Annotated in this window: 16 protein-coding genes; 9 read left to right on the plus strand and 7 right to left on the minus strand. The window is 40.1% G+C overall.

Going from position 1 to position 20,303, the window contains the following annotated elements; genetic code table 11:
• Positions 1–235: 235 nt before the first annotated feature.
• The 3 genes from FC30_RS04935 to FC30_RS04945 all read right to left on the minus strand — a co-directional run bounded on the left by FC30_RS04935 (position 236) and on the right by FC30_RS04945 (position 2,940).
• Positions 236–1,573 carry a PH domain-containing protein gene (locus tag FC30_RS04935; RefSeq protein WP_010690202.1) on the minus strand — a complete coding sequence of 446 codons (1,338 nt, stop codon included), beginning with the start codon at positions 1,571–1,573 and terminating at the stop codon, positions 236–238.
• A gap of 559 nt (positions 1,574–2,132) precedes the next feature.
• Positions 2,133–2,369: a hypothetical protein gene (locus FC30_RS04940; RefSeq protein ID WP_010690204.1), complete on the minus strand. Its 237-nt coding sequence runs from the start codon at positions 2,367–2,369 to the stop codon at positions 2,133–2,135.
• 229 nt (positions 2,370–2,598) lie between these two features.
• Positions 2,599–2,940, minus strand: a complete 342-nt coding sequence (locus tag FC30_RS04945) for a hypothetical protein (protein WP_010690205.1) — start codon at positions 2,938–2,940, stop codon at positions 2,599–2,601.
• Between the two features lie 131 nt (positions 2,941–3,071).
• Between FC30_RS04945 and FC30_RS04950 the strand changes: the two genes are divergently transcribed.
• Positions 3,072–3,794: an NrtR DNA-binding winged helix domain-containing protein gene (locus tag FC30_RS04950; RefSeq protein WP_010690206.1), complete on the plus strand. Its 723-nt coding sequence runs from the start codon at positions 3,072–3,074 to the stop codon at positions 3,792–3,794.
• 58 nt (positions 3,795–3,852) lie between these two features.
• On the opposite strand, the gene FC30_RS04955 is transcribed toward FC30_RS04950, so the two are convergent.
• The 3 genes from FC30_RS04955 to FC30_RS04965 form a co-directional block, all read right to left on the minus strand.
• Positions 3,853–4,581: a glycosyltransferase gene (locus FC30_RS04955; protein WP_010690207.1), complete on the minus strand. Its 729-nt coding sequence runs from the start codon at positions 4,579–4,581 to the stop codon at positions 3,853–3,855.
• Positions 4,582–4,701: 120 nt separating this feature from the next.
• Positions 4,702–5,139 carry a MarR family winged helix-turn-helix transcriptional regulator gene (locus tag FC30_RS04960; RefSeq protein ID WP_010690208.1) on the minus strand — a complete coding sequence of 146 codons (438 nt, stop codon included), beginning with the start codon at positions 5,137–5,139 and terminating at the stop codon, positions 4,702–4,704.
• A 6-nt stretch (positions 5,140–5,145) separates the two neighbouring features.
• Complete coding sequence (locus FC30_RS04965) at positions 5,146–6,513, minus strand: MFS transporter (RefSeq protein ID WP_010690209.1); 1,368 nt, start codon at positions 6,511–6,513, stop codon at positions 5,146–5,148.
• A 470-nt stretch (positions 6,514–6,983) separates the two neighbouring features.
• Here FC30_RS04965 and FC30_RS04970 point away from each other — a divergent pair, with 470 nt between their 5' ends.
• From FC30_RS04970 to FC30_RS05000, 7 genes are all read left to right on the plus strand, one after another.
• A complete protein-coding gene (locus FC30_RS04970; protein WP_010690210.1) occupies positions 6,984–7,250 on the plus strand; it encodes an ACT domain-containing protein in 267 nt (88 codons plus the stop codon).
• Positions 7,251–7,261: 11 nt separating this feature from the next.
• On the plus strand, positions 7,262–8,605 hold the full coding sequence (locus FC30_RS04975) for a PFL family protein (protein WP_056938484.1): 1,344 nt from the start codon (positions 7,262–7,264) through the stop codon (positions 8,603–8,605).
• 207 nt (positions 8,606–8,812) lie between these two features.
• Positions 8,813–9,562, plus strand: coding sequence for a DeoR/GlpR family DNA-binding transcription regulator (locus FC30_RS04980; protein ID WP_029507368.1), 750 nt, complete (start codon positions 8,813–8,815; stop codon positions 9,560–9,562).
• Positions 9,562–10,476 carry a 1-phosphofructokinase gene (gene pfkB, locus FC30_RS04985; protein ID WP_010690213.1) on the plus strand — a complete coding sequence of 305 codons (915 nt, stop codon included), beginning with the start codon at positions 9,562–9,564 and terminating at the stop codon, positions 10,474–10,476. The genes FC30_RS04980 and pfkB overlap by 1 nt, the downstream gene beginning before the upstream one ends.
• 20 nt (positions 10,477–10,496) lie before the next feature.
• On the plus strand, positions 10,497–12,455 hold the full coding sequence (locus FC30_RS04990; protein ID WP_010690214.1) for a PTS fructose transporter subunit IIABC: 1,959 nt from the start codon (positions 10,497–10,499) through the stop codon (positions 12,453–12,455).
• A gap of 285 nt (positions 12,456–12,740) precedes the next feature.
• Positions 12,741–15,614 (plus strand): LTA synthase family protein, encoded by a 2,874-nt coding sequence (locus FC30_RS04995; RefSeq protein WP_010690215.1) that lies wholly within the window; start codon positions 12,741–12,743, stop codon positions 15,612–15,614.
• 61 nt (positions 15,615–15,675) lie between these two features.
• Positions 15,676–17,385, plus strand: coding sequence for a hypothetical protein (locus FC30_RS05000; RefSeq protein ID WP_235804176.1), 1,710 nt, complete (start codon positions 15,676–15,678; stop codon positions 17,383–17,385).
• A 51-nt stretch (positions 17,386–17,436) separates the two neighbouring features.
• Here FC30_RS05000 and FC30_RS05005 read toward each other — a convergent pair whose 3' ends face one another.
• A complete protein-coding gene (locus tag FC30_RS05005; protein WP_010690217.1) occupies positions 17,437–18,828 on the minus strand; it encodes an amino acid permease in 1,392 nt (463 codons plus the stop codon).
• 401 nt (positions 18,829–19,229) lie between these two features.
• On the opposite strand from FC30_RS05005, the gene FC30_RS05010 reads away from it, so the two are divergent.
• Positions 19,230–20,282 (plus strand): acyltransferase family protein, encoded by a 1,053-nt coding sequence (locus FC30_RS05010; RefSeq protein ID WP_010690218.1) that lies wholly within the window; start codon positions 19,230–19,232, stop codon positions 20,280–20,282.
• The last annotated feature ends 21 nt before the right edge of the window (positions 20,283–20,303 follow it).

Genomic DNA, 20,303 nt, shown 5'->3' on the forward strand with positions numbered 1-20,303 from the left:
GAAGTACATTACAAATGAGCATGTAGTTTTTTCTAACTTGATTTGACAATTCAGGAATTAAAAAAAATACAGGGGTGGGCTACACCCTTAAACTGTAAGAGTTAGTCACTGTCATTACCCTCTCGTTAGGATATGGGAATACTAATGTTGACGGCAGTAAATAAAATTAGGAAAGGAAAAACTATATAATTCTTTCTGACAATGTAGAAGAATGTACTTAAACTTCTATATTGTTCTACATTTTATATAGCAGCCTGATCGTTTTGCCGTCAGTCGTGGTAAAAGTCAAAGTTGAACCAACAATGAGGTCAAGATAGTCTGTTGTTTTGACACTTGCAAGCATTTTTCGAGGTAAGATATAAGTCCGTTTATTGATGAGGCCACTGGTAAAGATAAAGTAGTCTGGGGTATGAGCCATCCGTGTTGTTAGTGGTTCAAATAATAAACGCGACAACAAAAGCATCCCGGTAATGATCACACCTAAAGCACTGAGCCAACTTATGAAAAATTGCAGGATAAAGTATAAGCTTGCTCCTAGAGTGCCGATTTTTAGCAAATATCCTAGCCGATAGCGCAACTTAGGCTGATAGCTTGGAAGCTCAAAAAGTTCGCGCGGGATCTGAGGGAAATAACGGGCTAAAGTCGGTAAGAGCTCATGTGTTGGGAGTAGGGGAAATAAGAAATTTTTGGAGCGGTTTTCGTCTTGGTCAGCATCACTGTTAGCCAAGATCGCAGTAACGCAGGTCAGTTTAAAGAGTCGGCGGTTAAGCTCGCTGGTCAACTCTAGCCCAACGATCGCCTTTTTAGGAATCGTATTTTGGTCAGCGGTAAAGAAATGATTTTTAACGATAAAATTATGCTCAGTTTCCCACAGTGAAAACTTGGCAAAGCTTATATAATGGTGAGTGAGATTGAACAAAAGTGCCCCACTGACTAAGATCACCCCAAACCATAACGCTGTGATATCGAAGAAATGTTGTAGCCGTGGGAACTGTTCTTCTAATTGGAGGACTAAGGCCAAATAAGCTAAGTATCGTGTGGAAATAAAGCCTGTTTTTACAATTGTTAGGAAATCAGCTTGTGATTTTTCAATGAGTCTCGTCTTGTTTTCTGCAACTGTTTTTGCTGCTGGCTGGAATGCGACTAAAAAGTCCTGTAATTGCGCTAACTGCTCAGGGGTCAAAGCAAAAAACTCGATTGCTTCTTCTGTGGTACTGTTGTTTAGATAGATCTGAATACCTTGCGTGCGGAAGAGTTTTTGATAGATAGTTTGTTCAACGCGGAAGTTTGACAGCGTGTGGCTGAGTTCAGCTTGTTTGAGGTCTAGCGTTGTTTTGGCAATGATTCCGGTCGTGAGCGTCAAAGTATCAGCCTCAATGCGGTAGGTGGTAGTGAAATAGCGTAAAAAGATCGCAATGAGCGAGCTAGTATAACCCAGGAAAAGTAAAAGTGTCCAAAAATTGGGAAGAATGAAGATAAGAACCAATAATGGCAGGTAGATCAGACCATTGCGGACAAAAAATTCAGTATATTTGACGGCAAAATATTTTGCCGATTGGCGTCTAGCCTTCATCACGGCCACCTACTTTCACAGGTAGTTGGAAGTCTTCGATGATCCCAGCAAAACTAGATGCCTGTGCGATCGTTTGAAAAATTAGTCTTTTCAATTTGAAAAGCTGTAAGTAGGCATTTGTGCTTTCTGAAACGATATATATTTTTTTCAAGCGGGATCGTTGTTTTTGAATAAAAGAAACGCCCCTTGGTAACGATGACTGCTGTAGAACTGAAATGGAGTCGAGCATATTTCCAATAAAAGAAGCTACGTAGACAATCTAAACTAAAACAAATGCTCCCAAAGAATAAAGTATATTGAAAATAATCACTATAATTAAAGTATTGGAGTAAAAAATATCCCAGTAAAAGTAGCAATGCGTAAGTGATAAAGGCTAATGAGAAGCGGTAATACAGGTATTGTTTGGCAACAGTAAAGGTTTGCATCTAGATCCCCCCTGATAGTCTTTTCTTTTATTATACAGTTTACCGGCAAGCGGTTTCAATCGGACAAAATAAAAAGCGCATCTCCTAAAGAGAAGATGCGCGGGTAATTCTCAAATTAATAGACTTGACCGACTTTAGATCTTGTCAAAGTCGAATTCAACACTTTCAGTGTTTCTTCGGATAATCGAATATAGACGTTTAAAGATAGGGTCTGAAATAAGGTAACTAATATCTTCAGACTGCGAATCTTCAAGCTGAACTGGCACATTTTTGATCTTATGACCAGAGATTTGAATATCCTTTTTTACGATAGTCATGTCTTTAGCTAAGTTCTCAGTGTCAAACGCACGAACACGTCTAAATTTAACCATTGTATTCTTCCCCCTTGCAAAAATTACTTTAAATTTTACCATAGTAATTTGCAAATGCAAGAAAAATTTTAGAATTTGTGAAAATATAAAGTTAAGGTTTTCTTAATATATAGACTTTTTCTAGGTATACCAGCAATGTAAGCAGGCTAGTATATGAAACTTGTACTCTAGTCACTGGTTAAGCTTGAGGGGATGTGTTATGGTTAAAAATCATCAATGGCAGTCGCGCTTAATCGTTGCCGATCGCTACGCTGACTTGAGCCGATAAATTACGCCAGTAGAGCAGATCATTATCTGTGAGATCTTGTGAAAAGGTCTCGAATCCTTTTCGCGGATAAACTTTGGCGATCTCTTCTCCCAGACTTCCCGTAATCGTTAAGATCATATCGGGCTTTTCCCACGCGGTCCCCCAATATGGACCCTCAAGTGCTGTGTCGAGCATATCTTGGACACCGTCTTGCGTCATGTCGTTGATGACACTTTCTCTGGTAGCTGTGTTATAGCCATTTGCTTTTAGCCAAGCTAACTTTTCGAGTGCTTGGGGTAGATCATTTGGTATTAGATGTAACATTGATATTTTCCTCCTCGTTCTAGCTAGCTATATTATAACAAGTTGGCTTCTGATTAACAGGGGGAATAGAAATACCAGGATAATTTGGGAAAGGAAAAGCTATACTTTTATTCGAGATAGTTGCCAAAAAAATGAAAATCAATAGAACATTTATCCCGTTTGAGGTAAAGTTGCTCAATATCATTTGGTGTTTTGATCGAACGACTAACCAAGTGAAGGTGGTCTTAAAAGATGAGGGTGACTGGACTTTACCTGAAACTTGTCTTATCCAGGATGAGGATGCCCTTGATGCAACGATCAGACTGACACGTGAGTTGACGGGACAGACTGTTTCACCTAAAAATATTGAACAATTAGAAACATTGACTAATCCTAAACGGGCAGTTGATGGAAAACGCTTAGTGACAATGGCTTATATGACTTATTTACCGGAGTTTCCGGATATGATGAATTCGACCTTGGAACTATTTACCTTAGAGAACTTGAATAATCACTACTATTTCACTAAAGGTGAGAAACAATTAGCGGTGGCAACAGTTGATACAGAAACTGAGTATTACCAAAAACGCTTGCGAAAAAACAAATTCTACCAAGTCAACGATTATGTTTTGAAAAAGGCTTGTCTGCGGATCCGACGCTCGTTAGACACTCAGCCAGATGTCTTGCGGATCTTGGGCGAAGTTTTTACTTTACGTGAAGCGCGGAGTTTATATGTACCGTTTTTAGGGGTTAGTTTTCATGAGATCGATAATTCGAACTTTAAAAAGACCCACCAGCGACTTTTCCACGAGATCGGAAAGACAAATAAGCGTGGGCCGGGACGTCCAGCTAGTCTGTATCACTTGCGCTTTTAAATGAACTAAAAAACAAGCTTTCCTGGGAAATTATTTCCCGGGAAAGCTTGTTTTTCATTTAGGCTTGTAAAACTTCAAAAACTGCTTGAACTAAGGCTTGCTTAGTAAAGTAACCTTGTTGAAGTAGTGGTGCAAATTCTTTGACTGCATTTTTGTATTGTAGATATTCTTCTTGAGTGAGGTTCGCTAATTTTTCTAAAGCTTCGGCGATCGAATCAACTGCAAAGCCGAGGTTATTTTTGACGATCAGCTCTTCATTTGAGATGCCACGTGGAACGATGACATGTAGCCCCGCAGCCAGATAAGTTCCTAGTTTATAGGAGATATATTTAGAAGTATATTCTTGGGTATAGCCACCATCATTCCAAACCAAAACAAAACCACCATTTTTAGAAAGCCTGATGCAAAGCTCGGCATCATTGAGCCAGCCTTCGTGGATAAGGTTCAGGTCAGTTGCTTCAGACTTTTCAGAAGCGAATAGATGTAGTGGAATATCGTGATGCCATTCTTGAACAAATGCGAATTTTTGGGGATCACCTGCAAAATTCAAACGTTTGATCTCAGTGGTGTCATAAAGCATATCGGCATCTAAAGGATGATCCCACATCTGTTGGACCACATATTTTTTCTCTGCCAGACCATTTTCTCGTAAGAAATGATACATCTGTTCAGACGGCACGATCAAAAGATCAGCTTTTTGGTAAAAATCGATAAATGTTGGTAGCAAGTAGCGATTTTCGGCAAACATCAGTGGCGTCACATCATGGATAAAGATGATCAAATTCAACTGAGAATAAAGTTTGGGCTATCTGAGCAACACTATTTTTCGCCATCACGTGAATGTTGGTCATGTGAACTTTCATTGTGCACATCTCATATGTTTTTATCCCTAATTATATGGCATGTTTCATGCTTCTGTTGAATTATGTGGTTGATATTCAGCTGTTACTTTAGCCAATAGTTCACCAAATACCTGTGCTTCGTGTGGTGTCAAACTTGCGAGAGCACGTTGGTTGATCTGACGATGGATCAGTTTGATCTTAGGTAAGATAGCCTCGCTTTTCGGTGTCAAATATAGCTCAGATCTCCGATGATCAGAAATGGCAAATTTTTTTTGGACCCAACCATCAGCTACTAATTTATTGATTTGGCGTGTCACGATACTTTGATCTTGATAAAGAGAGCGCAGTAATTCTGCTTGGCTTATACCCGGATTTTCATGGATCTTTTCAAGATAAAAGTAATTTTTATAACTTAACCCCAAATGCTCATACTGATTATTTATCTCAGTACGTAACTTACGATTAAAAATTGCAACTAGCTTACTTATTTTTGGGGAATCCATAGAAGCTCAATCCTTTCGAGAATTTTGGTGTAAGTAAAGACTAAAGCAGGTCAGCATCAATAAGACCAAGCTGACTGTGATCCACATGGAAAGACGCATCCCAGCTGTAAATGTCGCTGGGATATTGGATAAGACGATCAAGATGGTGATCGAGGAAGCGCCGAATGCCTGACGTAAACTGTTGTTAAGGGCTGTAGCGTGGCTGACTTCATCCGGCCGAACATCAACAAAGGCTTCTGACATCGCGGGTGAAAATACGAGGGCATTTCCGATCATCCGCAGCATATAAGCAACCGTTAAGAGCCAAACAGGCGTAGTCTCGGAGATCATGACAAATGGGATCGCAGCGATCAACATTAAGATCCCCCCGGAAATGATCAAATATTTAGGACCATGTTTGTCGTAAAGACGGCCGACTATAGCAGCACTGAGCGCATTGGCGATCGCACCAGGCAATAAGATCATCCCAGAGACCATACTATTTAGGTGTAAAACGTTTTGCGTGAAGATCGGAAGCATTTGTTCGGTCCCAAGTAAGACCATGAAAGCACAGATCCCCACTAAAGTCATCAATCTAAATGAACGATTTTTGACGAGTTGAACTTTGAGCATCGGTTGTTTGAGACGAAGTTGACGTTTAACAAAGACAAAGAGGATCGCTAGCCCTAAGACTAACATGATCCAACCTTGTAAAGCCGAGGCTTGAAAGAAAGTCAAACTTGCTAAAGTCAATCCCGAACCAAGCAAGGAGAGACCAACGGAGATAAAGTCGATCTTGATATCTTTAGGTTCGGAGAAGTTAGGAAAGGCAAAAAACCCGATCAACCAAACCAATAGCATCATTGGTAAAACTAAGATGAAAATATAGCGCCATCCCAAAGTGTTAACGATCAGACCAGAAAGTGTCGGCCCGATAGCTGGGCCAAAAGCGATAACTAACCCAGACATCCCTAGGATCGTACCGCGTTTTTCGAGGGGATAGATCGAGATCATCGTTGTCATTTGAAATGACATCAAGATCCCACTAGCACATGCTTGGACTAAGCGGGCGAGTAGCAAGAGCCAAAAATCAGTCGCAAAACACCCGATCAAAGTCCCTAAGATAAAGATCGCGATTGTAGTCAAAAAGATGTTGCGCTTGTTGAATTTTTCATACAGATTAGATGAGAGCGGTGTGATGACACCGATCATCAAAGTGTACCCCGTTGTGAGCCATTGAACTAGAGTCAATGAGACACTCATCTCATGTTCGATGACGGGTAAGGCGGTGATCATCATCGTTTGACTAGCTAGACTGACAAATCCGGAAAATAAAAGCAATATAGTAACGATCAGGCGGATCTTAGGATCGATCGTTTTAGAAATGTTATCCATAAATAAAGTCCTTTCACTAATAAATTTCATGCATCTGCATATAATTACTTAATCTATATTACATGTAATTGCATGTATTAGCAAGCAAAAGAAAATATTTCCTAGGTTAAATAATTTCTTGCACTTTAGGTAAGTTAATTATATAGTTAAGGTGTCGTTTGGTAACGATGGTTTGTCGTAGTCGGAGAAACCGGTTTTCTCCGCAGGAGTCGTGCTACAGAACATAACTCCTAGGAAATAACAATAAGCCTGCTTTGAGACAAAAAGCGCCTCAAAGCATTCTTACCGTTATTTCTACGGAGCTATCCGTGTTCTTCCGCACTGTTATAGTAGTCGTGTTGTGAAATGCAATGCCTAGTGTATAACAATAATGAAAGCCCGAGATAAAAAACACCTCAAACTTTCCTTACCGTTATCCATACGGCCTAACCCGCATTTCTCTGCACTGTTATACATAGGGGGCATACATAATGAAAGCTATTTTAACTGTTGTTGGTCAAGATAAGGTCGGGATCGTGGCTGAAGTTAGTCGCTTTTTGGCTGAACAAGATATCAATATCCTCGATATTAGTCAAACTATTTTAGAGGGGCACTTTACGATGATGATGGCGGTCCAAGTTCCGGAACAAAGCGACCTGCAACTTATCTCAGCTAAACTTGCCGAATTGGGTCAGACCTTGAAAGTTGAGATCAATTTGCGCAATGAAGAAGTTTATCGCGCAATGCACCAACTATAGGAGGACAGCTCATGGAATTTGATAAGATTTTAGAAACGATCCACATGATATCTGACCAAAATCTCGATGTCCGCACCGTTACCATGGGGATCTCCTTGATGGATTGCATTGATAGCGACAGTGATGTGGCTTGCCAAAAGATCTACGATAAGATCACGACTAAAGCTAAAGATCTAGTCAAAACGGCTGAACAGATCGAGATGGAATATGGGATCCCAATCGTCAATAAACGCGTGGCAGTGACGCCGATCTCTTTAGTTGCGGGTGCCAGCCAAGATAAGGATTACGTCAAGTACGCTAAAACTTTGGACAGGGCAGCTCAAACATTGGGGATCGATTTTATCGGTGGCTTTTCTGCGCTTGTTCAAAAGGGTATGACTAAAGGTGACCAAACCTTGATCGCATCATTACCCGAAGCTTTGGCCCAAACGAACTTAGTCTGTGCCTCAGTCAATGTCGGTTCCAGCAAGAGTGGGATCAATATGGATGCGGTCAAACAAATGGGGGAAGTTATCACAACGGCTGCTAAATTAGATTATATGACCAACGCTAAATTAGTCGTCTTCTGTAATGCGGTCGAAGATAATCCATTCATGGCCGGTGGTTTCCATGGGGTCAGTGAACCAGATGTAGTGATCAATGTCGGGGTCTCAGGACCTGGTGTCGTTAAAGCAGCTTTAGAGCATGTTAAAGGTCAACCGCTCGATCAAGTGGCAGAAACGATCAAACAGACAGCTTTTAAGGTCACACGGATGGGGCAGTTAGTCGGCAGTGTAGCAGCTAAACGGTTAAATGTACCCTTTGGGATCGTCGACCTTTCCTTAGCGCCGACCCCAGCTGTTGGTGATTCGGTTGCGCAGATCTTAGAAGAGATCGGTCTTGCTCAAGTTGGGACTCATGGGACCACGGCTGCGTTGGCGATGTTAAATGATGCAGTCAAAAAAGGCGGGATCATGGCCTGCAGTCACGTAGGCGGGTTGTCCGGTGCTTTTATCCCAGTCTCTGAAGATGCGGGGATGATCGCTGCTGTTGAAGCGGGAACCCTGTCCTTGGATAAATTAGAAGCGATGACAGCTGTTTGTTCGGTTGGCTTGGATATGATCGCTTTACCAGGTGATATTCCAGCCACAACGGTCAGCGCGATGATCGCCGATGAAGCTGCGATCGGGATGATCAACAATAAAACGACCGCTGTCCGGGTGATCCCTGTTCCAGGCAAAAAAGTCGGAGACCAAGTTGAATTTGGCGGTTTATTGGGATATGCGCCGATCATGCCATACAATCAGACTTCAAGTGCTGCGATGATCACGCGTGGTGGGTTGATTCCTGCTCCGATCCACAGTTTTAAGAATTGATGACTGTTTTTGACCGGATATAATTTCAAATAATTGTAAATAAAATGCCGTTTTCAAATAGAAAACGGCATTTTTTAGATGTATATTTAAATTTTTTCATGAAAGATAATATGTTAAATTTTTTTGAAATTTAATGACGTTTTTTGATTTTTTGTGATTGATTTTTGCTGGTTCAGATGATATTATAATTTTGGAGGTGTAATGAAAGTGCTTGCAGAAGAAAGACAACAGCATATTTTGCAGATGTTAAAGGAAAATAATATCGTTAAGCTTCAAGAGATCCGTGAACAAACTAATTGCTCTGAATCATCGGCGCGGCGAGACCTCCAACTTTTGGAAGAAAAAGGCTTGTTAGTCCGGGTGCATGGCGGGGCCAAGATCAAGCATTCGCTTCAACGTGAACTTGATATGAGTGGTAAAGCGTCGAAGAATACGACCCAAAAAGAAACGATCGCTAAAGCAGCGGCCAAGTTAGTCGAAGCTGAAGATGTGATCTACTTGGATGCGGGAACGACGACTTTGGCGATGATCCCTTATTTAAACAAGCCAGAACTGACAGTCGTGACTAATGGGGTCATGCATGCTTCGTTATTAGCTGATCAAAATGTGCGAACGATTTTGGTCGGTGGTGAGTTGAAAAATACTACTAAAGCAATTATTGGTGTCAAAGCAGTCAGTTCACTGACGCAATTCCGGTTCAACAAAGCGTTTTTGGGTATCAACGGGATCCATCCCCGTTATGGGTTCACTACGCCCGATCCCGATGAGGCGGCAGTCAAGACAGCGGCATTGGAGCAAAGCGAGGAATGCTTTGTTTTGGCTGATCCAAGCAAGTTTGACAATGTTTCCTTTGTCAAAGTAGCTGAACTTTCGCAAGCAACGATCATTACCAGTAGTCTTTCACGACCAGTGAGAGCGCGTTATTACGAACAAACGACGATTCAGGAGGATTTTTGATGATTTATACAGTAACTGTCAACCCTTCGATCGACTATATCGTCCAGTTAAATGAACTAACTTTAGGCGAAGTCAACCGAATGGATTACGACAATAAATTACCTGGGGGCAAAGGGATCAATGTTTCCCGCATCTTGAAGGAATTAGGCTTAGATAATACAGCTTGGGGCTTTTTAGGTGGTTTTACCGGTGAGTTTGTTAAAGAAGCTCTAGAAAAGACAGGACTTAAGACGAACTTTACTCCGATCAAAGCTGATACACGGATCAACGTTAAGATCAAAGCGCAAGCAGAAACCGAGATCAACGGCCGCGGACCTGAATTGACTAAAGAAGAGATCGCAGCCTTTACAGCGCAATTCGATAAATTGACCGCTGATGATGTGGTGATCTTTGCCGGGAGTTTAGTCCCAAGTTTGAGTGATGATTTTTACTTTGATCTGATCAAAGTCATCCGTCAAAAAGGTGCCCAATTTGTGATCGATACAACGGGTGAAAGTTTGTTGAAGACTTTGCCAGAAAATCCATTAGTGGTCAAACCTAACAACCATGAATTAGCTGAATTATTCGGTGTAAAACTAAATAGCATCGATGACATCGTTAAATACGGTAAGAAATTACTTGAAATGGGCGCGCAACACGTCTTGATCTCGATGGCAGGCGATGGTGGTTTGATGATCACTAAAGATAAAGTTTATCGTTCATACGCACCAAAAGGCACCGTGATCAACTCGGTCGGTGCTGGTGACTCGATGATCGGTGGTTTTACTGGCACATACGCTAAGACTAAAGATCCACTTGAAGCTTTCCGTTATGGACTTGCTTGTGGTTCTGCAACAGCCTTTTCTGAAGACTTGGCTGATGCTGACAAGATCAATGAGATCTTACCAATGATCGAGATCGAAGAATATAAATAATTAAAAAGGAAGTGTAAGACATGGACATTCGTGACTTATTGATGACCGACCTTATGATCATGGATCTTAAGGCTACGACCAAAAATGAAGTTATCGATGAAATGGTGCATAACTTATTTGTTAAAGGCATCATCGACGACGAAGAATTATACAAAAAAGATATCTTAAAACGTGAAGCTGAAAGCTCAACTGGTATGGGTGAAGGGATCGCGATCCCTCACGCTCATGATACGGCAGTTAAGAAGCCAGCGGTAATGTTTGCGCGCAGTGTCAATGGGGTCGATTACCAATCAATGGACGGTCAACCAGCGCACTTGTTCTTTATGATCGCAGCTCCAGAAGGTGGAGATAATACCCATTTACAAGCTTTAGCAGCTTTATCTCAAGTTTTGATGAACCCAGATGTGGTCAATGCTTTGAAAGCAGCTGACACACCACAAAAGGTCCAAGACATCTTTGCTAAAGCAGTTGCGCAAAAAGAAGCTGAAAACAAAGCGCAAGAAGAACGCGAAAAAGCAGCTGCTAACCAACCAGCTGACGATTCTCGTCCATACATCGTAGCGGTAACAGCTTGTCCAAACGGGATCGCGCATACTTACATGGCGGAAGAAAACTTGAAAAAACAAGCTGATAAGATGGGCGTTGATATCAAAGTTGAAACAAACGGTTCTGAAGGTATCAAGCACCGTTTGACAGCTGATGAGATCAAGCGCGCTAAGGGTGTTATCGTGGCTGCCGACAAGAAAGTTGAAATGGCACGTTTTGATGGCAAGAACTTGGTCAACAAACCAGTTACCGATGCGATCAAAGACCCTGAAAAGTTGATCAATGAAGTCTTAGAAGATAAAGCTCCCGTCTTTCATGCAAGTGCTAATGATGCAACTGAAGAAAGTGATTCGACCGGTTCTGTTTGGGGCGATATCTATAAACAATTGATGAACGGGATCTCCCACATGTTACCATTCGTTATCGGTGGTGGGATCTTGATGGCGATCTCCTTTATCGTCGAACAATACATGGGTGGTGCTAAATCACCAGCCTTCATCTTCTTGAACAATGCTGGTAACATGGCATTTGCTTTCATGGTTCCTGTTTTAGCTGCTTATATCGCTGAAGCTATCGGCGATCGTCCAGCCTTGATGCCCGGTTTTGTTGGTGGTTTCATGGCAACAGTTTACGGTGGTTCATTTGGTGGAGCTTACACAGCTAATGTGATGGCTGATGCTAAATCGGCAGCTGGTTTCTTAGGTGGTATCGCAGCTGGTTTCATCGCTGGTTACTTGATGGTCGGCTTGAAGAAACTTTGTGCTCACTTACCTAAGAGTGTCGAAGGGATGAAGCCGATGTTGATCTACCCAGTCTTGGGCTTGCTGTTCATCGCTTTGATCATGTACTTTATCATCAATCCGATCTTCTCAACGATCAACATTTGGATCACAAACTTCTTGAACCACTTAGGTACAGGTAACTTAGTCGTGCTTACCTTAGTCTTAGCTGGGATGATGGCGATCGATATGGGTGGTCCTTTCAACAAGGCTGCTTATGTCTTTGCTTCCGGTGCGTTTGCTAACGATCCTAAATCTGTGGTAGCTGCGACCTTGATGGCGGCAGTTATGGTCGGCGGGATGATCCCACCATTTGCTACAGCGATCGCAACAGCTTTCTTCCCTAACAAATTCCCAGAACAAGAACGCCGTGCTGGTATCTCTAACTGGGTCTTAGGGTTCTCATTTATCACAGAAGGTGCGATCCCATTTGCTACAGCTGATCCAGGTCGTGTGATTCCATCATGTGTCTTGGGTTCCGCGATCGGTGGTGCTTTAGTTGGTCTCTGGCATGTTTCCGTACCAGCGCCACACGGTGGTTTCTGGGTAACTCCATTAGCAACTAACCCACTTGGCTATTTTGCAGCCGTTGCGATCGGCTCGATCATTGCAGGTGTGGTCTTAGGTCTTTGGAAAAAAGAACACAAAGGTTAATTTGATCTAAAATAAGGAGTGCGGTGTGAGCTCTGTGCTTGCGCCGTATTTTTTATGATGTAGATAAACTATAATAGCACTAACGACTGTATATTTGATATACTAGCATTGATATACAGTACGATAGAAAGTTAGAAGTTCGGAGTAACTATGAATAAAGATAGGATATATTCTGCACAGAATAGAAGGCAATTAGTAAGTAAATTTAAAGTTTATCTATTTACTTACGGAATAATATTGTTGACTGCATTTAGTAGTTTATATTGGCGGCAGGCTTCTCATATCTTGTTACAAGAAGGGATCAGTAAAAAGTATCTGATAGCCAATGTACTACAAGGGTTTTCAGTAACAAGTATACCGATCATTCTTCTTTTGCTTGGATATTTCATGACTAAGGTCAAAAAGATCGGTATTTTTCAAGTTTGGGGCTTTTTGTTTATTGGAACATGGATCTGCTTGTTAGTAGCGTGTTTTTTACAAGATTCAACATGGATCGGGCACTTTTATAATGCGCTCCTACCATTTCTGCGTAATACTTCGCCGTTATTTAGTGGGATCTTATTAGCGATTTTAACTAATAAAGTAATCGCGGATCATTTGTTGAATAATCGATACGCCTACTATATTTTCTTTTTGCTTACATTTGGTGTACCAACAGTATTTGGGAGTGATATTTTTAACTATAGTGGTGGAACAACAGCAATTTATGCGTGGATGGTCTTTACTTTGGGGGCTAATTTATCGGATAGCAAATTGACTAAGAAAACATGGTATTTGTTGACTGGCATTTCAGCTACCTTATTGGCTATCATGTTGGTACTTATGCCGTTGATATCTGAGGGAGCTCATGGGGATCTGAGCACAGCAACTAGATTGACAGATGCAGCTAATTTATTTACAGTGTCATTTTCATTTTGTTTAGTGCACCTTCTTTTGGTGTTGAAGTTGGATGAGGCACAGCTATTTAGCTTGCTGGGAATTGTTTTATTCTCTGCGTCAGCAGTTTTGATCGAAGCACTGAATACTGTTAATGAAAAATCGACTTTGAGTATCAGATATATGGAATTATTTGAAGCAATCTCAGTGCCTTTGATTATTTGGATAATAGTACATGTATACATTAAGTCGAAATTCTTTCAAAAACTGGGTACATTAGATCGGAAGCTGGATTCTTGGCATTTGGCCGATTTAGAAAAAAATATCAAACTGACATGGGGACATTTGAAGAGATCATTACATGAGCATAGGCTAGCGTTGATCGTTAGTGGCGTAATGTTGATCTTAGCGTATATTTCTATGTTCATGACAAATGTTGGTGGTCGTGTAGCTGATACTATTGAGGGTGATAAGTCATATAATGCTTTGACTTATGCGATCTTACAACGCCCACAGATCATTGTGATCAACGCGTTATTATTTATTGGACTATATCTATTTTTGCGTGGTTTAACGAATAGTTTTTGGTTTTCATTTTTAGTAAGTGATTATTTGATAATTATTTGGTGTATTGCAACATATTTGAAGATAGCAAGTCGTCGCGAACCTATCTTGCCTTCAGAAGTGGTCATGCTAGAGGCATATGGCAATCTTTTGAACATGGTCCCACACTGGCTATTGCTCTTAGGTGTGGTCACCTTGATCATATTGTTGTGTGTAGTCTTTTTGCTATCATGGAAAGTGAAGGTCAAAAAATTATCTTTAAAGACACGTGTAAAATACTTATTAATACCGGCTGTGGTCGTATGTAGTAGCTTTTTTTGGAATCACGATAATTTTATATTGAAAAAGCCGATGAGAATGTTAGGGATAGATCCAACATTTTATAACCAATTAAATGGGGCTCAGATAAATGGTCCGACTTTGCAGTTTTTAAATAATTTAGATGTTGTTATCATGCAACGACCTGAGGATTATTCTAAAGCTAAGGTCGAAGAGATAGTTGCTAAATATAGAAATAAAGCTGCAGAGATCAACAAAACACGTACAAATGATCTGTCAAAGCAAACGATCATCTTTAATTTGAGTGAGAGTTTTAGTGATCCTAATCATGTTAAAGACACTAAATTAAAGGGAGATCCGATCCCGTATATCCATCAGTTGATGAACGAAACAACTTCTGGATATATGATAAGTTCGGGTTTTGGTGGTGGCACAGCTAATATTGAATATATGACAATGACAGGCTTACCACTGGCTAACTTTTCACCAACATTGAGTACACCGTATACGCAATTAGTTTCGGCTCGCAATTATAACCCATCGATCGTGAATTACTTTTCAAATGCGGTAGCTATTCATCCGTATGTAGGAAATTTCTATAGTCGACCAAAGGTATATGAAAAGTTTGGGTTTAATGATTTTATTTATCTAGGCAGTAAGACGGAGATCAAACATCAAGAAAAGATCCAAAATAATCCATATTTATCAGATAAAGTCGCATATGCCAATGCGCTTGATGTGATCAATGAAAATAAGGATAATGGACAATTTATCAATTTGGTAACGATGCAAAATCACATGCCGTATAATAAAGATTATTACAGTGATAACACTGATTTTGCGGTAGAACAGGCAGTTGAATTAGATGATGAAATTCGTGAGCAGATCAATAACTTTGCAACAGGGATCCGTTACACAGATGGATATGTAGCTGATTTTATCGAGCAATTAGAAGCTATCGATAAACCGATCACACTTGTTTTTTACGGAGATCATTTACCGGGAATTTACGCTAATGACATGGCAAAAGATGGTTTGAATCTTCATGAAACGGACTACTTTATCTATTCAAATAAGGTTGCTCGTGAACAAGGTGCCAAGACTGATTTAGTAAAATCACGCTATATTTCACCTAATGATTTTCCGGCGATGGTGTCTGAGGCAACGAATTCGAAAATTTCTCCGTACTATGCTTTGCTGACTAGTGTCTATCAAACTCTGCCAGCTTTCTATATTGGTAGTGAATCTAATAGTACATCAGTTAGAAATGTTGAGTATGTGACTGAAGCTGAGAAACTTGTAAGTGAAAAAAATTTGACAGAAGAGCAAAAAGAGATATTGAATGATTTGAGAGTCATTCAATATGATATTACTGCTGGAAAAAATTACGTAAAAGATACAGATTTTATGAAGATCCAAAGTAGTTATGGGGATGAATAAAGTGAAGAATATAAAAATAAATAGTGTGGTACTGTTGCTTTTTTTAGTGATCACAATAAGTATGATCTATCCATTGGCAGCCACAGGAAGAATTGCGGCTCAGGTTGATTGGTTGTTTCATGCGGCACGCGTAGAACAGATCTATCGCAATTTGAGCGAAGGTAGCTTATTTACTTATATAGCAACTTCTACTTTTCAAAGTACCGGTGTCGGATCATTTTTATTTTATCCAGTGATCTTTATTTATCCTTGGGCTTGGTTGCGTTTTATTACGACACCAGTAGTCGCTTACTATGTTTGGGTAGGTTTGTTTATGTTTGTGACCTTCGTAATTAGCTACTTTTCTATGCTATCTTTTTCGAAGGGAAAATATCTTAGGAGTTTTATCTTTGCGCTCCTCTACACATTAGCGCCATATAGGCTTTATCTAGGGCCAGCTAGTTTTGTTGTTGGTGAGTACATTGCAAGTACGTTTATTCCATTAGCATTTTTAGGCTTTTACCATATTATCTGTGGCGACAAAAGAAAGTGGTACTGGTTGACTATAGGGATGACGCTACTAGCGTATAGTCATATGTTGAGCATTTTATTGATCAGTGAGATCTTTACAGTTTTATTGCTCGTAGCACTTTTTACAGGTAAGTTTGATCTTAAAAGATCGAAATATTTACTGATAAGCGCAATTGCTACAGTGATCCTAGCTTTACCAGTAATTATTCCGTTGCTTACAGATTATTTTGGAAAGGGAATAACGGCAACTTATCCCGGGGTAGGTATGATTCAAAACTTAGGTGAGGTATTTACGACATCACTAAGTAATACCGCTACTAGTTCAAGTATCGGGATCGTTTTATTGCTAGTATTGCTCAGCGGATGGAGATGGATCAAACAAGATTCTTTGGAGTTGCCACTCTATATTTTGGCGATCTGCTTAACTTTGATATCAACAGCAATATTTCCCTGGAAATCTTTTAACGATTCTTTCCTAGCTTTACTCCAATTACCGTATCGTTATTTAATATATGTTGTTTTATTGACAGCTATTTTAGGCTCGAGAATAATTGTTGAGTTGTTAACAAAATATGAGGCATTAAAAACGAATTGGCGTAGAGCGATGACGGTACTGGCACTATTGTTAGTAAGTTTGATCAGTTATTATGGTTCGATCAGTAATTTATCAGATCGTTTGGCTAATACAGCCAAAAATAAAGAAACGATCATTAAGCCTTTAAAAGCTGACGAGCAAGCTATCTTATATGCAGGTATTTTGACGAATAAGAACTATCAAGCGCAATTTGATTATTGGGCGCAAACTGGTGAAGTTGATTATTTCCCGACCAAAACATTGAAGAAGAATCATTTTCTGGAATACATCATTATGGATTGGGATAAAGCTTATAGAACAAACAAAGATGTTTATAGTATCATATCTGGTGTTACCAGAATAAATGGACAAGAGATGCATATAAAGCCATATGCAAGTGCCAATGCGCTACAATATCAGGTAGAACTAGCTAGAAAGAGCAAGGTAGATCTGCCGGTAGTTCATTATGCGCATACAGTAGTGACAGTCGATGGCAAACCGGTCGCTTATCAAAATAGTAAACGAAATACAGTACAACTTGATTTGGAAAAAGGTAAACATACAGTTGTTGTTGGGTATGTGCCATCGAAGGTATTTTTTATAGGAACCAAGATAGCTTTGATCGGATGGGGACTTTTACTCATTTGGATCATATGTCAAACTTGTTATTTTAAACGTAAGAACTAAATAAGCACCGTTAGTTACTAGTAGCTAACGGTGCTTATTTTTAACAAATTTCTAGTTTTTAGCTTTCTTATTGCGACTAAAGAAAACGGCGGTCAAGATGAGCAAGAAGACAGCCCCGACCGAAACTGATACACGGGTATCGGGATTGATGAACATGAAGATCATGATCACAACAAGTGAAATGATCGCAAAATAGTTTGAGAACGGATAAAGTGGCATCTTGAACGGATGATCCGTTAATTCGTGTGCATTTTGCCGTCTAAACCGCAATTCTGAGATCAAGATCACAAACCATGGCACCATCCCAGGTAAAACACTAGAACTATATACGACAACGAAGAGATTAGCCGTATTTTTGTTTAAGCTAGTCAAAATGATATTTAGGATAAACCCAAGCAAGATCCCACCTGAGATAGCTAAGATCGCGATATTTGGTACCACGTGCTTAGAGAGCTTGCTGAAGATCTTAGGAGCTTCATGGTCGATCGAAAGTTTAAAGAGCATCCGACTAGAACTGTAGATCCCCGAGTTAGCCCCTGACATCGCAGCTGTTAAGACCACGAAGTTGATGATCCCGGCAGCTCCAGCGATCCCGACTTTAGAGAAAGTCTCAACGAATGGAGAGCCGATCGCAGCTAGTTGATCCCATGGGTAGATCGTTACGATAACAAAGATCGCGCCGATATAGAAGATCAAGATGCGCCAAACGATCGATTTAACGGCTGCGACGATCGCATGTTTAGGATTAGCTGCTTCACCAGCTGTGATCCCTAAAAGTTCGATCCCTTGATAGGAACCAACGATGATCGAAAGTGAGAACATGAAGCCTTTAAAACCACCAGGGAAAAAGCCACCGTGAGCCCATAAGTTAGACAAGCCTAGTGGTTGCCAGTTATTTCCAAAGCCAAGAAAGATCACAGCTAGCCCCATGATGATCATCAAGATGATCGTGACGACTTTGATCAAGGCAAAGTAGAATTCTAAAGTCCCGTAAGCTTTGGCCGAGGCTAGGTTGGCCAAGGTCAGGGTGATCACGACGACTAGCCCGGATACCCAGTCTGGAAGATTAGGCCACCAGTAATTCAAATACTGCGTGACAGCGATGACTTCACTGATCCCAACGACGATATATTGAAAGATGTTGCTCCATTTAGTTAAATAGCCAGCAAGTGGGTGGATATAATCGGTAGCGTAATCAGCAAAAGAACCAGTCCCAGGTTTGATGTAGATCATTTCACCTAGGGCACGCATGACCGCATATAAGACGATCCCAACAAAGGCATAAGCTAGCAAAACAGATGGACCTGTCCATTTGATAGTGGAGGTCGAACCCATAAATAACCCGACCCCGATCGTTCCACCAAGAGCGATCATTTCCATCTGACCAGACGTGAGCGACCGATTTAAATGATTTTTTGGCTGCTCGTTTGAATCCTTACTCATAAAAAATCCCCATTTCTTTGTCCTATGCAAAAAAGCTAACTAAAAAGCGGTATCGACGTAACATTTATTGTTAGGTGATATTGCTGATCAGTTAGCTTTATTAATCGACATTTTATTATCTCAAATAGCCCCAACCAGCCTACATAGTAGTGGTTGAGGTGGTGGTTGCTGTAGTTTGTGTATTAATACTGTAATTCATGGTAACAACCTCCGTGAGCTTTATAAGGTTAGAATACCATTAAAGCTTTGATCGTGCAAGGTAAAATTTTAAGTAGTTTGATAGGTGACTATAGTTATAGGATAGTTGAAGAATTTGTAATATAATATTCTTGACTATTGAGTATAAAGTTTCACGTGAAACACACAATACTTGATTTAAATACATAATTTTTGGAGGAAATATGAAGAAGAGAATTGATTGGATAGATATAGTTCGGGCAGTGGGCATGTTTCTGATCATTATGGGGCACACATTAGAAGTATATACCTACTCAATTGTGGGGAAATTGATTTTCGCTGTACATGTACCGGTGTTTTTTGTTTTGTCGGGATATCTCTATAAAGAGAAACCCTTTAAAAAAGTTTTTAAAGGGGGGAATGTAAATCTATTATTGCCATATTTGGCAACTTTGATCATTGTAGTTATTATTACAAGATTTAATTTTATTTTTCCCAACTGGATCTACGATTTAGATATGCGTAACTTTTGGGTGTCAGCTCTTTACGGTAGTGGGACAACATTGAATCCATTTTGGGATAAGTCGTTAACGATCAATGCAATAGGTGCTATTTGGTTCTTACTGGCAATGTATTTTGGTAATATTATATTTGATCTTATTATAAAGAGTAGTCGTGGAAATTTATACATAGTTGGGATCATGGTGACGATCATAACATTTAGTGGTTTTTATTTGAGTGATACGGGCATCTTATTACCGTGGTCTCTTAATGCAGCATTGGCTAGCCAACTATTTTATTATGGTGGTTATTTGATCAGAAGATTCGATCTGATCGGAAAATATGGTATGCTTGGATGCATTATAGGCGGTGTGTTGTGGATCATATCAGCACAAAGTGGCTTTTTATATCTCAACATCGCACATGCAGATTCACCGATCTTAGCAGTTTTAGGTGGTATTGGTGGTAGTCTTACTTTGATGTACTTGGCAAAGTTACTTTGTGAAACTAAAGTGAATTTGAAGGCTGTTAAATATTATGGACAGATGTCGTTGATCGTTTTATGTGTTCACCTGATAGATTTAAATTCATTTGCTATTTCAGGTAAGATCTATGGAACTTTAGCTCAAACAACGGGAAATCAAATTTTTGCGGTCAGCATGGAAATTTTGTATCGCTTCTTCTTAACTGTTGTAGGTATTATTATTATTCCAAAGTTACCAATAGTTCGTTCTTTTTACTTGAATCGGACATATCCTTTTTTCGTAAGAAAATAATATTTCGATATTTTTAAATTG

Origin of the sequence: Ligilactobacillus animalis KCTC 3501 = DSM 20602 (assembly GCF_001434535.1) — a bacterium.
Lineage (GTDB): Bacteria > Bacillota > Bacilli > Lactobacillales > Lactobacillaceae > Ligilactobacillus > Ligilactobacillus animalis.